The organism is Streptomyces sp. NPDC058157 (assembly GCF_042884105.1).
Lineage (GTDB): Bacteria > Actinomycetota > Actinomycetes > Streptomycetales > Streptomycetaceae > Streptomyces.
The window spans coordinates 12,492-27,331 of sequence record NZ_JBHVUQ010000101.1; the positions used below are offsets into that span (position 1 = coordinate 12,492).

A 14,840-nucleotide genomic window follows, 5' to 3' on the forward strand; every position below is an offset into this window, starting at 1 on the left:
CCCGATGCAGCCCGAAGCCGGCCGAGGTGATCACGCCCACCCCGCCCGACTGTCCGTCAGACCATTATGTGATGCCCGGACGGTCCGTCGATCCGCATATCAGCTCTCCGGTTCACCCGGCAGGAGCATCCCAAGTCCACGCGTGCGGAGCCTCTTTCGGGGAAGATTCGGCAGAGGCGTGATCCGCGCCGGACCGACCGGACCGGAATGGGAAGAGTCGTTGCTGATGCAGGTCTGGCCGGGACAGGCGTATCCGCTGGGTGCCACGTACGACGGCGCCGGCACCAATTTCGCGGTCTACTCCGAAGCCGCGCGCCGCATCGAGCTGTGCCTGCTGCACGACGACGGCTCCGAGACCGCCGTCGAGCTCCGCGAGACGGACGCCTTCGTCCGGCACGCCTACCTCCCCGGGGTGATGCCCGGCCAGCGGTACGGGTTCCGGGTGCACGGCCCGTACGAGCCCGAGCGCGGGCTGCGCTGCAACGCGGCGAAGCTGCTGCTGGACCCGTACGCCCGCGCCGTCAGCGGGCGGATCGCCTGGGGCGAGGAGGTCTACGGCTACCACTTCGGCCGCCCCGACTCGCGCAACGACCTGGACTCGGCCCCGCACACGATGAGTTCGGTCGTGGTGAACCCGTACTTCGACTGGGCCAACGACCGCCCGCCGCGCCACGAGTACCACCACACGGTGCTCTACGAGGCCCACGTCAAGGGCCTGACCATGCGTCACCCCGACCTCCCGGAGGAGCTCCGCGGCACCTACGGGGCGCTGGCCCACCCGGCGGTCATCGGCCACCTGGTCAAGCTGGGGGTGACGGCGCTGGAGCTGATGCCCGTGCACCAGTACGTCAACGACCACCGGCTCGCCAACGACGGGCTCAGCAACTACTGGGGCTACAACACCATCGGCTTCTTCGCCCCGCACAACGGCTACGCCTCCGGCGACCGGGGCCAGCAGGTGCTGGAGTTCAAGTCGGCGGTGCGCGCCCTGCACGAGGCCGGGATCGAGGTGATCCTGGACGTGGTCTACAACCACACCGCCGAGGGCAACCACCTCGGCCCCACCCTCTCCTTCCGGGGCCTGGACAACGCTTCGTACTACCGGCTCGCGGAGGACCCCCGGCACTACACGGACACCACCGGCACCGGCAACTCCCTGCTGATGCGCTCCCCGCACGTCCTCCAGCTGATCATGGACTCGCTGCGCTACTGGGTGACCGAGATGCACGTGGACGGCTTCCGCTTCGACCTCGCGGCCACCCTGGCCCGGCAGTTCCACGAGGTCGACCGGCTGTCCTCGTTCTTCGACCTGGTGCAGCAGGACCCGGTGGTCAGCCAGGTCAAGCTGATCGCGGAACCCTGGGACCTGGGCGAGGGCGGCTACCAGGTGGGCAACTTCCCGCCGCTGTGGACCGAGTGGAACGGCAAGTACCGCGACACCGTGCGCGACCTGTGGCGCGGACAGCCGCGCACCCTCGCGGAGTTCGCGGGCCGGCTGACGGGCTCCTCGGACCTCTACCAGGACGACGGCCGCCGCCCGCTGGCCTCCATCAACTTCGCCACCTGCCACGACGGTTTCACCCTGCACGACCTGGTCTCGTACGACGAGAAGCACAACGAGGCCAACCGGGAGGGCAACCGCGACGGCGAGACCCACAACCGGTCCTGGAACTGCGGCGTGGAGGGCCCCACCGAGGACCCGGCGGTACTGGAGCTGCGCGAACGGCAGATGCGCAACTTCATCGCCACGCTGATGCTCTCGCAGGGCGTGCCCATGCTCAGTCACGGCGACGAGTTCGCCCGCTCCCAGGACGGCAACAACAACGCCTACTGCCAGGACAACGAGCTGTCCTGGGTGACCTGGCCCGAGCCGGGCAAACCACCGCCTCCGCTCCTGGAGTTCACCCGCCGGATGGTGTGGCTGCGCCGCGACCACCCGGTGTTCCGGCGGCGCCGCTTCTTCCACGGCCGGCCGGTCGAGGGCACGCACGACGAACTCTCCGACATCGCCTGGTTCACCCCGCACGGCGAGGAGATGCGGGCCCGGGACTGGCAGGCGCAGCACGCCCGCTCCCTGACGGTGTTCCTCAACGGGGAGGCCATCTCCGAGCCCGGCTCGCGCGGGGAGCGGATCACCGACGACTCGTTCCTGCTGATGTTCAACGCCGGCGCCGATCCGCAGGAGTTCACCATCCCGGCCGGGCACGGCGCGCACTGGCGGCTGGTCGTGGACACCGCCCGGGCAGAGGTGCCGGCACCCGGCACCGGACCGCAGTACGCGGCCGGGGACCGGGTGGCGCTCACGGGCCGGTGCCTCGCGGTGCTTCAGCGCCCGGCGTAGCCCGCGGTGCTGCCCGGCGCGCCCCGGCCCTCGACGGACCCGGCGCGCTGGGCCGGGATGAACGCCTTGAGGGGAACCCCGCCGGGCTCCCCGGCCGGGGCCGGGGTCCGGGCCGCCGGGACCCGGGTGACCAGGGCGATGGTCAGGCACAGCGCGGCCGCGCCCACGGCCACGGCGAAGGCGCCGGCGGGCCCGTGCGCCTCGGCGAGCCGCCCGGAGACGGCCAGCGCCACGGCCTGCCCGGCCACCAGCGAACTCGCCGCGAACGCCATCGACTCGGCCAGCCGCGACGGCGCGACGACCCGTTCGGTGAGCGCGAAGGCGGTGATCAGGTGCGGGGCGTAGGCGGCCCCGAGGACGGTCACGACCGCGTACAGCGGCCACAGGGTCCCGGTGAACAGCAGCGGCACCGACAGCACCAGCGCCGCGCCCGTCGCCACCCGCCAGCGCAGCCGCAGCCCGAAGCGGGCGGGCAGCGCACCGAGGGCGAGGCCCACACCGGCGCTGACCACCCCCATGGCGGCGTACACGATGCCCGCCTGCCCGGGCACGCCCAACCGTGCGGTGAGGGCGGCGATTCCGGCCTGGCAGGCGCCGAACATGGCGCCCTGGAGGGCGAGGGAGGCCCGGACGGCGTGGACCACCCGGGGCTGGCGGGGCGCCCGTACGCCCTCGGCGCGGGTCCGGGCGGGTCCCGCGGCCGTGACGGCGGCGGTCGGGTGCAGGGCGTAGGCGGTGCCGAAGACGGCGACGAGGGCGGCCGCCCCGCCGAGGGCGACCGCCGGGTGCAGGACGAGGGCGGCCAGGCCGACGAGGGCCGGGCCGAAGACGAAGGAGACCTCGTCGAGGGTGCCCTCCAGCGAGTGCACGGCCCCCACCACCCCCTCGCCGGCCTTCGCCCGGTGCGCGAGCGCCACGGAGCGGGTCCGGGCGAGCGGCCCGATCAGCGGTACGGAGGCCCCGGCGACGGCTCCGACGGCGGCGAGCGCGGGGGTGGCCAGGCCCGTGAGGGCCCCGGCGACGAGGGCGGCGGTGGCCAGGGCGTTGACCGCCGCCGCGGCGAGGACGACGGGGCGCTGCCCGTGCCGGTCGGCGAGCCGCCCCAGGACGGGCCCGAAGACCACCTGGCCGGCGGAGAGGGTGCCGCCGACGATGCCCGCGGTGGCGAGGGAGCCGCTGGTCTCGGACACCAGCAGGACGCTCCCGAACTGGGACATCGCGACGGGCAGTCGGGCGAAGAACGAGACGACGGGGAGGAGGGGCCCGGTCAGGGCGATGACGCTTCGGTACGTACTGAGGGTTGACACCACTTGATCGACACTAACGCGGCGCAGTCACCCGGATGCATTGGGTCATGGCACGGAATCACGCGGGCTGGGTACGTACGTTCTCATGAGCCAGCGGTATTCAATCAGCCAATCGGAATCCGACGTTCAGACAGCCGTCGTCCCGGCGTCGACGTACCGTCTCCAGCTGACGCCCGCGTTCTCCTTCGCGGCGGCGGGAGCGGCCCTGCCGTACCTCGCCTCCCTCGGCGTGTCGCACCTGCACCTGTCCCCCGTCCTGGAGGCCGTGCCCGGCTCGGCCCACGGGTACGACGTCACCGACCACGGCCGGGTGCGGGAGGAGCTCGGCGGCGAACGCGGCCTGCGCGCCCTGGCCGCCGCCGCGCGGCGGCGGGGGCTCGCGCTGGTGCTCGACATCGTCCCCAACCACATGGCGCTGCCGTCGCCGCTGCGGCTGAACCGGCCCCTGTGGGAGGTGCTGCGGGAGGGGCCGGGGTCGCCCTACGCCAGGTGGTTCGACATCGACTGGGAGGCGGGCGGCGGGCAGCTCCTGCTGCCGGTGCTCGCGGATCCCGACGCGCCCTTCACGGTGGACGCGGGGGCGGGCCTGCTGCGCTGCGGGGACCACGCGTTCCCGCTGCGCGCGGGCACCGCCGGCCTCCCGCTGCCGCGGCTGCTGGCCGCGCAGTGGTACCGGCCCGCCTGGTGGCGCGAGGCCCGCACCTCCCTCAACTACCGGCGCTTCTTTACCATTTCGGACCTGATCGGGGTCAGGGTGGAGGACCCCGCCGTCTTCGCCGCCACCCACGCCAAGGTGCTGCAGCTGGTCCGGGACGGGGTGGTGGCGGGCCTGCGCGTCGACCACGTGGACGGGCTGGCCGACCCCGAGGAGTACCTGCGGCGGCTGCGGGCGGCGGCCGGGCCGCGCTGCTGGGTGGTCGTGGAGAAGATCCTGGCCCGCGACGAACGCCTGCCGCCGTCCTGGCCGGTGGCCGGCACGACCGGCTACGACGCGCTGCACCGGGTGGACGGGGTGTTCACGGACGCGGCGGGAGCCGGTGAACTGGCCCGGACGTACGGGGAGTCGACGAACGCCCCGGCCTGGGAGGACATCGCCGCGACGGCCGCCCGCGAGGTCCTGACCGGCGACCTGGCCGCCGAACTGGCCACCCTGGAACGCTGGGCCGGGCCGCACATCGCCCCGGCCGTCCGCGAGTTGCTGCTCGCCTCACCCGTCTACCGCACCTACCCCGGCGGTCCGGGCCCCGGCCCGCGGACCCTGGAACGCGCCGCCGCCCGGGCCGGGACGGCCGCCGTGGACGGCGTACGCGCCCTCCTGCAGCGCAACCCCGCCTTCGAGGCCCGCTTCGCCCAGACCTCGGCGGCCCTGCGCGCCAAGTCCCTGGAGGACCGCGCCTTCTACCGCTGGGCCCCGCTGCTGTCGGCGACGGAGGTCGGCGGGGAACCGGGGGCCCCGGCGGTGGCGGTGGCGGAGTTCCACGCCTACTGCGCGGAGCGCGAACGGGACCACCCCGCCGCGGGCACGGTCCTGTCCACCCACGACACGAAACGCAGCGCGGACGTCCGCGCCCGGATCGCGGCGCTGTCCCAGGCACCGCGGGCGATGGGCCCGGTGGCCGGCCCCGACCCGCAACTGGCCTGGACGGCCCGGCAGAGCGCGCTCGGACTGGGCGACGTCCCCGAACGGGCCGCCCGGCTGGCGGCGGCCCTCCTCAAGGCCGCGCGCGAAGCCGGGCTGCGCACCTCCTGGACCGACCCCGACGAGGCGTACGAGGCCGCCGTCGCGGACCTCGTCCCCGCGGGCCCGCTGGAGCTGCCGCCGCACCTGGCGGAGGCGGCCCGGGCCAACGTGCTGGGCATGACCCTGCTCCACCTGACCATGCCGGGGGTGCCGGAGGTCTACCAGGGCTCCGAGTCCGAGTTCCGCGCCCTGGTGGACCCGGACAACCGCCGCCCGGCCGAGTTCCCCGGGGAGGCCCTGGCCGCCCTGGACGCGGGCGCCGCCGCGGTGACCCTCGCCGAGGAGAAACTCGCCCTGACGGCCACCCTGCTGCGCCTGCGCCGCTCCCGCCCGGCCCTGTTCCGGGGCTACGCCCCCCTCACGGCCCGGGGCCCGGCCGCCGACCACTGCCTGGCGTACTCCCGCCCGGGCGGCCTCGTGGCGGTGGCCACCCGCCTCTCGCACCGCCTGGCGGAATCGGGCGGCTGGCGCGGCACCACCCTGCCCCTCCCGCCGGGCCGGTGGCTCCCGGCCCGGGGGGCGGACCCGTCGGCCCCGTGGGAAGGGGAGGCCGACCTGGCGCGCCTGCTCGCGGCGGGTCCCGTGGCCGCGCTGGTCCGGGCGGAGTGACCGGCACAGACGTTCGGGTGCAGTAGGGCCGGGGTGTGGCGGGCATGGCATGGGGGTGAGCCTCATCCGTGACGCGCGTTATCCCACCCCGCACGAACTCGCCCTGGCCGCCCGCGCGATGGCGGACGAGCACCCCGCGCGGGTGCGGCTGCGCCAGGTCGGGGAGTCGCGGGGCGGGCGGCCCCTGTGGGTGCTCTCCGTCGCGGGGCGCGGCGGGGGTGAAGTCCTGGTCGTCGCCGGGGCGCACGCCAACGAGCCCGTCGGCGGGGCGACCGTGCTGGAGCTCGCGCGGCGGGTGGGCGAGGGGCCGGGCGACGAGGCGGGGTGGCACTTCCTGCTCTGCGCCGACCCCGACGGCGCGGCGCTGCACCGCACCCCCCGCCCGGTCTCGCTGCTCGACTACCACCGGCACTTCTACCGTCCGCCCGGCCCCGAACAGCCGGAGTGGGCGCCGTCGTTGCTCCCGCCGGACCGGCTCCCGCCCGAGTCCCGCGCGCTGACCGGGCTCATCGACGAGCTGCGTCCCGTGCTCCAGGTGTCCCTGCACGGGACCGACCTCGGCGGCTCGTGGGTGCAGCTCACCCGGGACCTGCCCGGGCTGGCCGAGCCGTTCGGGAAGTCGGCCGCCGAGCTGCGGATCCCGGTGGAGACCGGGGCCTCCGACGCGTCCGGGTGGGCCTCCCCCGGCCCGGGGATCTTCGTGATGCCGGACGCGGGGGTGATGGGGTCGCACTCCGAGGACACCCGGCTGAGCACCTGGTGCCACCGGGGGACCACGACCGCGATCGTGGAGGTGCCCATGTGGGCGTCCGACCTGGTGGACGACCCCGTCCCGCACCCGGACCCGCGGGCCGCCCTGCGGGTACTGGCCGGACGGCTGGACGGGGAGGCGGCCCGGGTCGCGGAGCTGCGCGAGGGGGTCGGGGCGGCGGACCGGGACTGCGCCGCGCTGCTGCGGGCGGTGGACTGGACGCTGCGGCTGATCCCGCAGGTCACCGCCGCCTGGACGGGCTCCGGGGAGCCGGCCGGGGCGACCACGGCCGCCCTGGCCAGCGTCGACGCCTTCGGGCGGCGCCTGACGCTGCGCGCCGCCGCGATGCTGCTGCGGGTGGTGCGGGCTCAGGGGCATCCGGCGGCCGCGGGCCTGGACGGGCTGGTGACGGGGTGGTGCGAGGAGTTCTCGGCGCGGTTCCGGGCCCGCCGGGTGCCGGTGGCCACGCAGGTGGAGCACCAGGCCCGGACGGTCCTCGCCGCCCGCCGGTGCCTTCAGACGGGCCAGGAGTAGCGGCGCTTGGCCCGGCCGGCGGCGCCGAGGCGGTCGTAGAAGCGGATCGCGCCCTCGTTCCAGTCGGGGGTCTGCCATTCGACGTGGTCGAGGCCGCGTGCGCGGGCGAGGTCCGCCACGGCCGCCGTCAGGGCGGCGCCCAGGCCGTGGCCGCGGGCGTCCTGCGCCAGGTAGAGGCAGTCCATGTGGAGGTAGGGGGAGGCGTCCCAGAAGGCGAACTCCTCCGAGCAGGCCGCGTATCCGGCGACCGTGCCGTCGGGGGTCTCGGCGAGCAGCACCCAGAGGCGGGCGTCCTCGGCGAACAGCCGGGGTGCGAGGCGTTCGGCGAGGCCGGGCGGCCGGGGAGCCGCCTTCTCATAGGCGACGTGCTCGTGGACGAGCTCGACAAGCCGGGGCAGGTCCGACGGCCGCACGAACCGGACACGGGCGCCGGAGGCGGCCGGGGCGGTGTCGGGGGCCGGGGCGACGTCGGAGGCCGGGGCGGTGCCGAGGGCCGGGGCGGTGTCGGGGGCCGGGGCGGTGTCGGTGGCCGGGGCGGTGTCGGTGGCCGGGGCGACATCGGGGGCGGGAGAGTCGTGGTCCATGGGAAGACATCCTGCCCCCGGCCCACCACCCGCTGCCCACCGCCCGGCGGCCTCGGGCTCAGCCCGCCGACAGCCTGAAGGTCATCTTCCCGAACCCGACCTGGTCCCCCACCCGCACCATGGCCACCCCCGTGACCCGGCGCCCGTTGACGGTGGTGCCGTTCGTGGAGCCGAGGTCCCTGAGCAGCCAGACCCCGTCCCGCAGGCTCAGCTCTGCGTGCGCCCGCGAGACGGTGTCGTGGGTCAGGCGCAGCCCGTTGCCCGGGTCGCGGCCGATCCGCAGCGGGCCGGCGGCGGGATGCGGGAGCAGCAGCTTCGGGAGCCGCTCGGCCTGCCAGGCCCGCCGGACCCCCACCGACACGGCCGAGGCGCGGCCCACCCAGCCGAACAGCCGGTGGGTCCAGGGGCTTTCGGGGCCGAGCGGGCCCTCGCGGGTCTGCAGGTCGGCCAGGAGCACGGCCAGGTCCTCGGAGCGACGGGCGACCAGCGCGAGTTCCATCCGGCGCAGGAAGGTGTCGTGCGACAGCCTCCCGAGGGCCGCGCCCTCCCTGAGCTGGCCCAGCGCCCGGTCCCGCTCCGCGTCGGACACGCGCGGGACGGGGAAGGCGGGGAACTCGAAACTCGACGTCACCGGAATCTCCCAGGAAGTTCGCTGCACATCTGCTTGGCCGGTGCCTTCTTCCGATGTCAGTGCCACTTGCTACGTTGCGGCCATGACGAGCACAACGTTAGCCGGTGGGCGTTCCGGGCTCGCCCGGTACACCTTCCGACTGCGGGTCTCGTCCGGCGCACTCGCCTGCCTCGAGCAGGAGTGGGCGCGGTGTCGCTGGGTGTGGAACGAGTGCGTGGCGATGTCGCGCAAGGTCCACGCGGCCAACAAGGCGACCGGGCAGGGCGCGACGTGTGGTCCGGCGCGGCTGGACAAGCTGCTGACCGAGGCCCGCGGGGCGATGGCCTGGCTGCGGGAAGGCGCCTCGGTCCCTCAGCAGCAGACCATCAGGGATTTCGCCAAGTCTCGCGCGAAGGCGATGGCGGACGCCAAGGGCGGGCTGCCCGCACGGCAGCGCGCCGGGATGCCACGCATGAAGCGCAAGCGCGAAGCTCGGCCGAGTCTGAACTACACGACCCGGGGCTTCCGGCTGAAGGAAGGCCGTCTGCATCTGGCGGGCGGGATCGCCTTGACCGTGGTGTGGTCGCGGGGGCTGCCCTCCGCGCCGTCGTCGGTGCGGGTGTACCGGGATGCTCTCGGCCACTGGTACGCCTCTTTCGTCGTCGTCTCCCCCATCGAGCCGCTCCCCTCCACGGGTCGGGTCATCGGCATCGACTGGGGAGTGAAGGAGATCGCGACCACGACCTCCGACGCCCACGACCTGCCCCACGGCGAGCACGGCAAGAAGGCTGCGCAGCGCCTGGCCCGCTACCAGCGGATGATGGCCCGACGCGCGACGCCGAGGAACCGGCCGGACAGCGGTGGGTACCGCAAGGCCCGCGCCCGGGCCGCGAAGTCGTCCAGGGCGATCGCCCGCCGGCGTCAGGACACCGCCCGCAAGTGGGCCAAGCGCGTGGTCCTCGATCACGACGCGATCGCGGTGGAGGACTTCCGCCCGAAGTTCCTCGCGAAGACGGCGATGGCCCGCAAGGCCGCCGACGCCGCCATCGCGGCGACGAAGGCGGCACTGGTGGAGATGGCCTGCAAGTATGGCCGGACGGTCCACCTGGTCCACCCCGCGCACACCACCATGGATTGCGCACGGTGCGGAGCGAGAACCAAGCACGCACTCCCCCTCTCCGAAAGGACCTTCACCTGCATGGCGTGTGGAGCGATGTCCCCGAGGGACAAGAACTCCGCCCGCGTGATGCTCGTCCGGGCTGGTCTCAACCCGGCCGGCGCTGATCTCGTAAGACCGGGCCCCCGTACGGTGCCCGGCGAAGTGAGCCGGGAATCCCCTCCGGAGTGAGGGGAGGATTCAAAGGGTGATTGTCGGCCCGTCGGGTGCGGAGTGTCCAGAACTCCCCCGGGAGGCCCTGAATGATGGGCACGATACGCATGCCACGTCGGCCGAGGACAAGGGGACCGTCCGTGCAGTTCGAGGTGTGGGCACCGCTGACAGGTCGGGTCGCCCTGCGACTGAACGACTCCGCCTACGAGATGACGCCCGACCCGGCTCCCGGCCGCACGGGCTGGTGGACGGTCGAGGCCCCGGCGGCCGACGGCGACCGGTACGGGTTCGTGCTCGGCGACGATCCGGTGGTGCGCCCGGACCCGCGCGGGCGGCGGCTGCCGGACGGGACCGAGGGCCTCTCCGCCGTGGTCGACTTCGAGCCCCTCACCCCCCGTACCGCGCCCCCGCACCTCCCGCTCCAGGACGCGGTGCTGTACGAGCTGCACGTCGGCACGTTCACCCCCGAGGGCACCTTCGACGCCGCGGCCGCCCGGCTGGGGCACCTGACCTCGCTGGGCGTGACGCACGTGGAGCTCATGCCGGTCTGTCCCTTCCCCGGCCGGCACGGCTGGGGCTACGACGGGGTGGCGCCCTGGGCGGTGCACGAGCCGTACGGGGGTCCGGCGGGGCTGGCCCGGTTCGTGGAGGCGGCGCACGCGGCGGGGCTGGGGGTGGTGCTGGACGTGGTCCACAACCACCTGGGCCCCTCCGGGAACCACCTCCCCGCCTTCGGACCGTACTTCACCGACACCCACCACACGCCCTGGGGCGCGGCGGTGAACCTGGACGCGCCGGGCTCGGACGAGGTGCGGGCGTACCTGGTCGGCAGCGCCCTGGCCTGGCTGCGGGACTACCGGATCGACGGGCTGCGGCTGGACGCGGTGCACGCGCTGGCCGACGGGCGGGCGCTGTCCTTCCTGGAGGAGCTCTCGGCGGCGGTGGACGCGCTGGCCGCCGAGTCGGCGCGGCCGCTGTTCCTGATCGCCGAGTCCGACCGGTGCGACCCGCGCCTGACCACACCGCGGCCCTCGGGCGGTCTCGGTGTGCACGCGCAGTGGAACGACGACTTCCACCATGCCCTGCACACCGCGCTGACCGGCGAATCCCAGGGCTACTACGCCGACTTCGCCGCCGCCCCGCTGGCGGCGGTGGCCAAGACCCTGACCCGGGGGTTCTTCCACGACGGCACCTGGTCCTCCTTCCGGGGCCGCTCCCACGGCCGCCCGGTGGACCGCCGCCGCACCCCGGCCCACCGCTTCCTCGGCTATTCCCAGACCCACGACCAGGTCGGCAACCGGGCCGTGGGCGACCGGCTGTCGGCTTCCCTGTCCCCGGGACTGCTGGCCTGCGCGGCGACGCTGGCGCTGACGGGGCCGTTCGTGCCGATGCTGTTCATGGGCGAGGAGTGGGGGGCGGGGACGCCCTGGCAGTACTTCACCGACCACCGGGACCCGGAGCTGGCGGAGGCGGTGCGCAGCGGCCGGCGCCGGGAGTTCGCGGCGCACGGCTGGAAGGCGGTGGGGGTCCCCCCAGCGGTAGCTGGGGGAGAGGTGCCGGACCCGCAGGACCCGGCGACGCGGGAGCGGTCGTGCCTGGACTGGGCGGAGCCGGAGCGGGAGTCGCACGCCTGGCTGCTGGAGTGGTACCGGACGCTGATCCGGTTGCGCCGCGCGCAGCCGGACCTGCGCGACCCGGACCTGGCGGCGGTCCGGGTCGCCTTCGACGAGGAGCGGCGGTGGCTGACGTTCCGGCGGGGTGACGTACGGGTGGTGGTGAACCTGGGGGCGGAGTCGGTCACGGTGGCGCTGGGCCGCAACGGGGTGCGGGTGCTGGCCTCGTGGGAGCCGGTGGAGCATCCGGGGCCGGACGGGCGCCTGCACGTACCGGGCGAGTCGGCGGTGGTGCTGGGCCCGTAGCGCCGCGGGGCTACTCCACGATCGCCAGCTCGCGCGGGGCCTCGTTGAGGCGGCGGCCGCCGTCCTCCGTGACCGTGACGATGTCCTCGATGCGGACGCCGAAGCAGCCGGGCAGGTAGACGCCCGGTTCGACGGAGAAGCACATGCCGGGGACGAGGGGCTGCTCCTCGCCCTCGACCATGTACGGCGGTTCGTGCGTGGTGACGCCGATGCCGTGCCCGGTGCGGTGGATGAAGCGGTCGCCGTAGCCGAATTCGGTGATGACGGCGCGGGCGGCCCGGTCGACGTCCTGGCAGGCGGCGCCGGGGCGGACGGCCGCGAAGCCGGCCTGCTGGGCTTCCCGGACGATGTCGTGGACGCGCTGTTCCTCGGCGGTGGGTTCGCCGACGTGGACGGTGCGGGAGATGTCGGAGCCGTAGCCGTCCTTGAGGCCGCCGAAGTCGAGGACGACCATGTCGCCCCGCCGGATGACCCGGTCGCCCGCCTCGTGGTGGGGGTTGGCGCCGTTGGGGCCGGAGCCGACGACGGTGAAGTCCACCTGGGAGTGGCCGTGTGCGCGCAGCAGTGCGGCGAGGTCGGCGGCGACGTCGCTCTCGCGGCGGCCGGCGAAGGGCAGGTGGAGGATCTGCGCGTAGGCGGCGTCGGCGGCGGCTCCTGCGGCGGCGAGGCGGGCGAGTTCGCGGTCGTCCTTGACGGCGCGGAGCATGGGCAGGGCGTCGGTGAGCGGGGTGTAGGAGGTGGTGGGCAACTCCTTCTGCAGGCCGAGGAGGTGGAGCGCCCAGGTGTTGTCGCTGACCCCGAAGCGGCCGCTGACGTCGAGGAGCGGGGCGGTGAGCGCGTAGGGGTCCTTGCCGTCGGTCCAGTCGCGCAGGGTGAGGGCGCCGGCGCCGGGGGCCTTGGCGGCGTCGGGGGCTTCGAGGGCGGGGACGACGAGGACGGGGTCCTGGCCTGCGGCGAGGACGAGCAGGGTGAGCCGTTCGGTCTCGGCGGTGGGGCGGTAGCCGGTGAGGTGGGCGAGGTCGGGGCCGGGTGCCACGAGCAGGCCGGCGAGTCCGGCGTCGGCCGCCGACCGGGCGGCGGCGGCCATGCGGGCGGCGTAGTCGGCGGTGGTGAAGGGGGCCGGGTCGGGGTGGGCGGCCCCGGCGGGGGCGGGCTCAGGGCTGGGTGCGGTGGTCATACGGGGATCCTGCCGTGAGGCGTGCGGCGAGCGCAGCGGCCGCGCCGGTCGGGTTTCCGGGCGCGAGGAGCTCCGTGCGGTGCACCAGGCGCGGGGCGTCGAGCGGTACGGCGGCCCCGGCGCCGGCGCCCGCCGCGGCGGCGGCTTCGGCGACGCGGCGGGGCAGCAGGACGAGGCCGTGTCCGGCGGTGACGAGGGCGCACAGGGCGTGCAGGTCGGTGCCGTCGTAGCGCAGGGCGGTGCGTGCGGAGCCGTGGGCGGGGGTGAGGGGCAGGCCGGCGTCGGGGGCGTCGAGCCAGCGGGCGTCGGCGAGGTCGTCCAGCCGGACGGCGGTCCGCCGGGCGAAGGGGTGGCCGGCCGGGAGGAGGAGGGCCAGCGCCTCCTCCGTGACCCCGGTGACCTTGAGGGGGGCCACGTCGGGCAGCCGGAGGGGGTCGCTGGGGGCGGCGAGGCCGTCGACGAGCCCGAGGTCGCAGTCCCCGGCGGCGAGGGCGGCGGGCACCTGGTCCGGGGGCATGACGCGCAGGGTGACGCCGGTGGCGGGGAGGGCGGCGAGCAGGCGGGCGCCGACGGCGAGGGGGGAGGCGGCGAGGGTGACCCGGCCGGGCGGGGCGGCGGCCAGGCGCAGCACGTCGGCGCGGGCGGCGTCGAGCCGCAGCAGGAGGGGGCCCGCGTGTTCGAGGAGCCGGGCCCCGGCGTGGGTGGGGGCGACGGGGCGGCGGGTGAGGAGCTCGGCCCTCAGGTCGGTTTCGAGGGCGGCGATGTGCTGGGAGACGGCGGACTGGGTGTAGCCCAGTTCCCGGGCGGCGGCGGAGAAGGAGGCGAGGCGGGCGACGGCGACGAAGGTGCGCAGGAGGTGCGGTTCCATGGCTCCATGATCCCCGGGCCGCCCGCCCCGGCCATCAGCGCTCCTTATCGGGGGTGCAGGAACAATCGTTGGCGCTGAAGCGGGGTGGGCCCGCAGGATGATCCGCATGACCACCGCACAGGCACCCGCACAGGCACCCGCAGTCGCTTCCGTCGCCCGGATCGCCCTGGTCGGCGACCGTTCCCCGCACGTGAAGTCCCACACCCGGATCCCGCTCCTGCTCGACGCGCTCGCCGTGCGGGAGGGGCTGGTCCTGGACGCGTACTGGATCCCGACCGCGGACGCCGGGGCGCAGGCCGCGGCCGGGACGCTGGCCGGGTTCGACGCGGTGTGGGTGCTGCCGGGCAGCCCGTACGCCAGCGAGGCGGGGGCGCTGGCGGCGATCCAGGTGGCCCGGGAGGAGGGGATCCCCTTCCTCGGCACCTGCGGGGGCTTCCAGCACGCCCTGCTGGAGTACGCCCGCCACGTCTGCGGCCTGACGGAGGCCGCGCACGCGGAGAACGATCCCGGGGCGCGGGACCTGCTGATCGCCCCGCTCGCCTGCTCGCTCGTCGGGCACGAGGGGGTCGTGCGGGCGCAGCCCGGATCGCTGGCGGAGTCCGTGCTCGGGGCGGAGCGGTCGATGGAGCGCTACCACTGCACCTACGGGCCGGCCGCCCGGCACCTGCCGGAGCTCACCGCGCACGGGCTGCGGCTGTCGGGCCACGACGAGGAGGGGCAGGTGCGGATGGCGGAGCTGCCCGGGCACCCGTTCTTCCTGGCCACGCTGTTCCAGCCGGAGCTCGCCGGGGACGGGTCGCGGCCGCACCCGGTGGTGCGGGCCCTGGCCGCGGCGGCCGTCGCGCACGCCGCGCGGCGTGCCGACGGGGTACTGACCCGGCCGGCCGCGGGCCTGGCCGGCAGCCGGGCCGCCGGATAAGGCGTCGCGGAACCACCCATCTGATCGGCTATGCTGTGCTTGCACGACGAACGGGTGGTCCGCCGCCCTTCGTGGTGGGTGTAGCTCAGTTGGTAGAGCACCTGGTTGTGGTCCAGGTGGCCGCGGGTTCGAGTCCCGTCCTGTCTCTTA

The 14,840-nt window shown here is 75.0% G+C and carries 11 protein-coding genes; 6 read left to right on the forward strand and 5 right to left on the reverse strand.

Features of this window, described 5'->3' with window-relative positions; all coding sequences use genetic code 11:
* Positions 1 to 226: 226 nt before the first annotated feature.
* Positions 227 to 2,341 (forward strand): glycogen debranching protein GlgX, encoded by a 2,115-nt coding sequence (glgX, locus tag ACFVXK_RS23700; protein ID WP_389614736.1) that lies wholly within the window; start codon positions 227 to 229, stop codon positions 2,339 to 2,341.
* Here glgX and ACFVXK_RS23705 read toward each other — a convergent pair.
* Positions 2,326 to 3,651 carry an MFS transporter gene (locus tag ACFVXK_RS23705; RefSeq protein WP_389614738.1) on the reverse strand — a complete coding sequence of 442 codons (1,326 nt, stop codon included), beginning with the start codon at positions 3,649 to 3,651 and terminating at the stop codon, positions 2,326 to 2,328. The two genes, glgX and ACFVXK_RS23705, sit on opposite strands and share 16 nt — an antisense overlap.
* Before the next feature lie 82 nt (positions 3,652 to 3,733).
* Here ACFVXK_RS23705 and treY point away from each other — a divergent pair, with 82 nt between their 5' ends.
* Together treY and ACFVXK_RS23715 are read left to right on the forward strand one after the other, a co-directional pair.
* Complete coding sequence (gene treY / locus ACFVXK_RS23710) at positions 3,734 to 5,998, forward strand: malto-oligosyltrehalose synthase (protein WP_389614740.1); 2,265 nt, start codon at positions 3,734 to 3,736, stop codon at positions 5,996 to 5,998.
* 55 nt (positions 5,999 to 6,053) lie between these two features.
* On the forward strand, positions 6,054 to 7,283 hold the full coding sequence (locus tag ACFVXK_RS23715; RefSeq protein ID WP_389614742.1) for a M14 family zinc carboxypeptidase: 1,230 nt from the start codon (positions 6,054 to 6,056) through the stop codon (positions 7,281 to 7,283).
* Here the strand turns inward: ACFVXK_RS23715 and ACFVXK_RS23720 are convergent.
* On the reverse strand, positions 7,265 to 7,867 hold the full coding sequence (locus ACFVXK_RS23720; RefSeq protein ID WP_389614743.1) for a GNAT family N-acetyltransferase: 603 nt from the start codon (positions 7,865 to 7,867) through the stop codon (positions 7,265 to 7,267). The genes ACFVXK_RS23715 and ACFVXK_RS23720 overlap by 19 nt on opposite strands.
* A gap of 58 nt (positions 7,868 to 7,925) precedes the next feature.
* Positions 7,926 to 8,498 (reverse strand): FHA domain-containing protein, encoded by a 573-nt coding sequence (locus ACFVXK_RS23725; RefSeq protein ID WP_389614745.1) that lies wholly within the window; start codon positions 8,496 to 8,498, stop codon positions 7,926 to 7,928.
* Positions 8,499 to 8,580: 82 nt separating this feature from the next.
* Here ACFVXK_RS23725 and ACFVXK_RS23730 point away from each other — a divergent pair, with 82 nt between their 5' ends.
* Both ACFVXK_RS23730 and treZ read left to right on the forward strand, forming a co-directional pair.
* Complete coding sequence (locus tag ACFVXK_RS23730) at positions 8,581 to 9,825, forward strand: RNA-guided endonuclease InsQ/TnpB family protein (RefSeq protein WP_389614747.1); 1,245 nt, start codon at positions 8,581 to 8,583, stop codon at positions 9,823 to 9,825.
* A 122-nt stretch (positions 9,826 to 9,947) separates the two neighbouring features.
* Positions 9,948 to 11,726, forward strand: coding sequence for a malto-oligosyltrehalose trehalohydrolase (gene treZ / locus ACFVXK_RS23735; protein ID WP_389614749.1), 1,779 nt, complete (start codon positions 9,948 to 9,950; stop codon positions 11,724 to 11,726).
* 10 nt (positions 11,727 to 11,736) lie between these two features.
* On the opposite strand, the gene ACFVXK_RS23740 is transcribed toward treZ, so the two are convergent.
* Positions 11,737 to 12,903 (reverse strand): aminopeptidase P family protein, encoded by a 1,167-nt coding sequence (locus ACFVXK_RS23740; RefSeq protein ID WP_389614751.1) that lies wholly within the window; start codon positions 12,901 to 12,903, stop codon positions 11,737 to 11,739.
* Positions 12,881 to 13,771, reverse strand: coding sequence for a LysR family transcriptional regulator (locus tag ACFVXK_RS23745; protein WP_389614753.1), 891 nt, complete (start codon positions 13,769 to 13,771; stop codon positions 12,881 to 12,883). Before ACFVXK_RS23745 ends, ACFVXK_RS23740 begins: the two co-directional genes overlap by 23 nt.
* 106 nt (positions 13,772 to 13,877) lie before the next feature.
* Between ACFVXK_RS23745 and ACFVXK_RS23750 the strand changes: the two genes are divergently transcribed.
* On the forward strand, positions 13,878 to 14,690 hold the full coding sequence (locus tag ACFVXK_RS23750; RefSeq protein ID WP_389614755.1) for a hypothetical protein: 813 nt from the start codon (positions 13,878 to 13,880) through the stop codon (positions 14,688 to 14,690).
* Positions 14,691 to 14,840 lie beyond the last annotated feature (150 nt).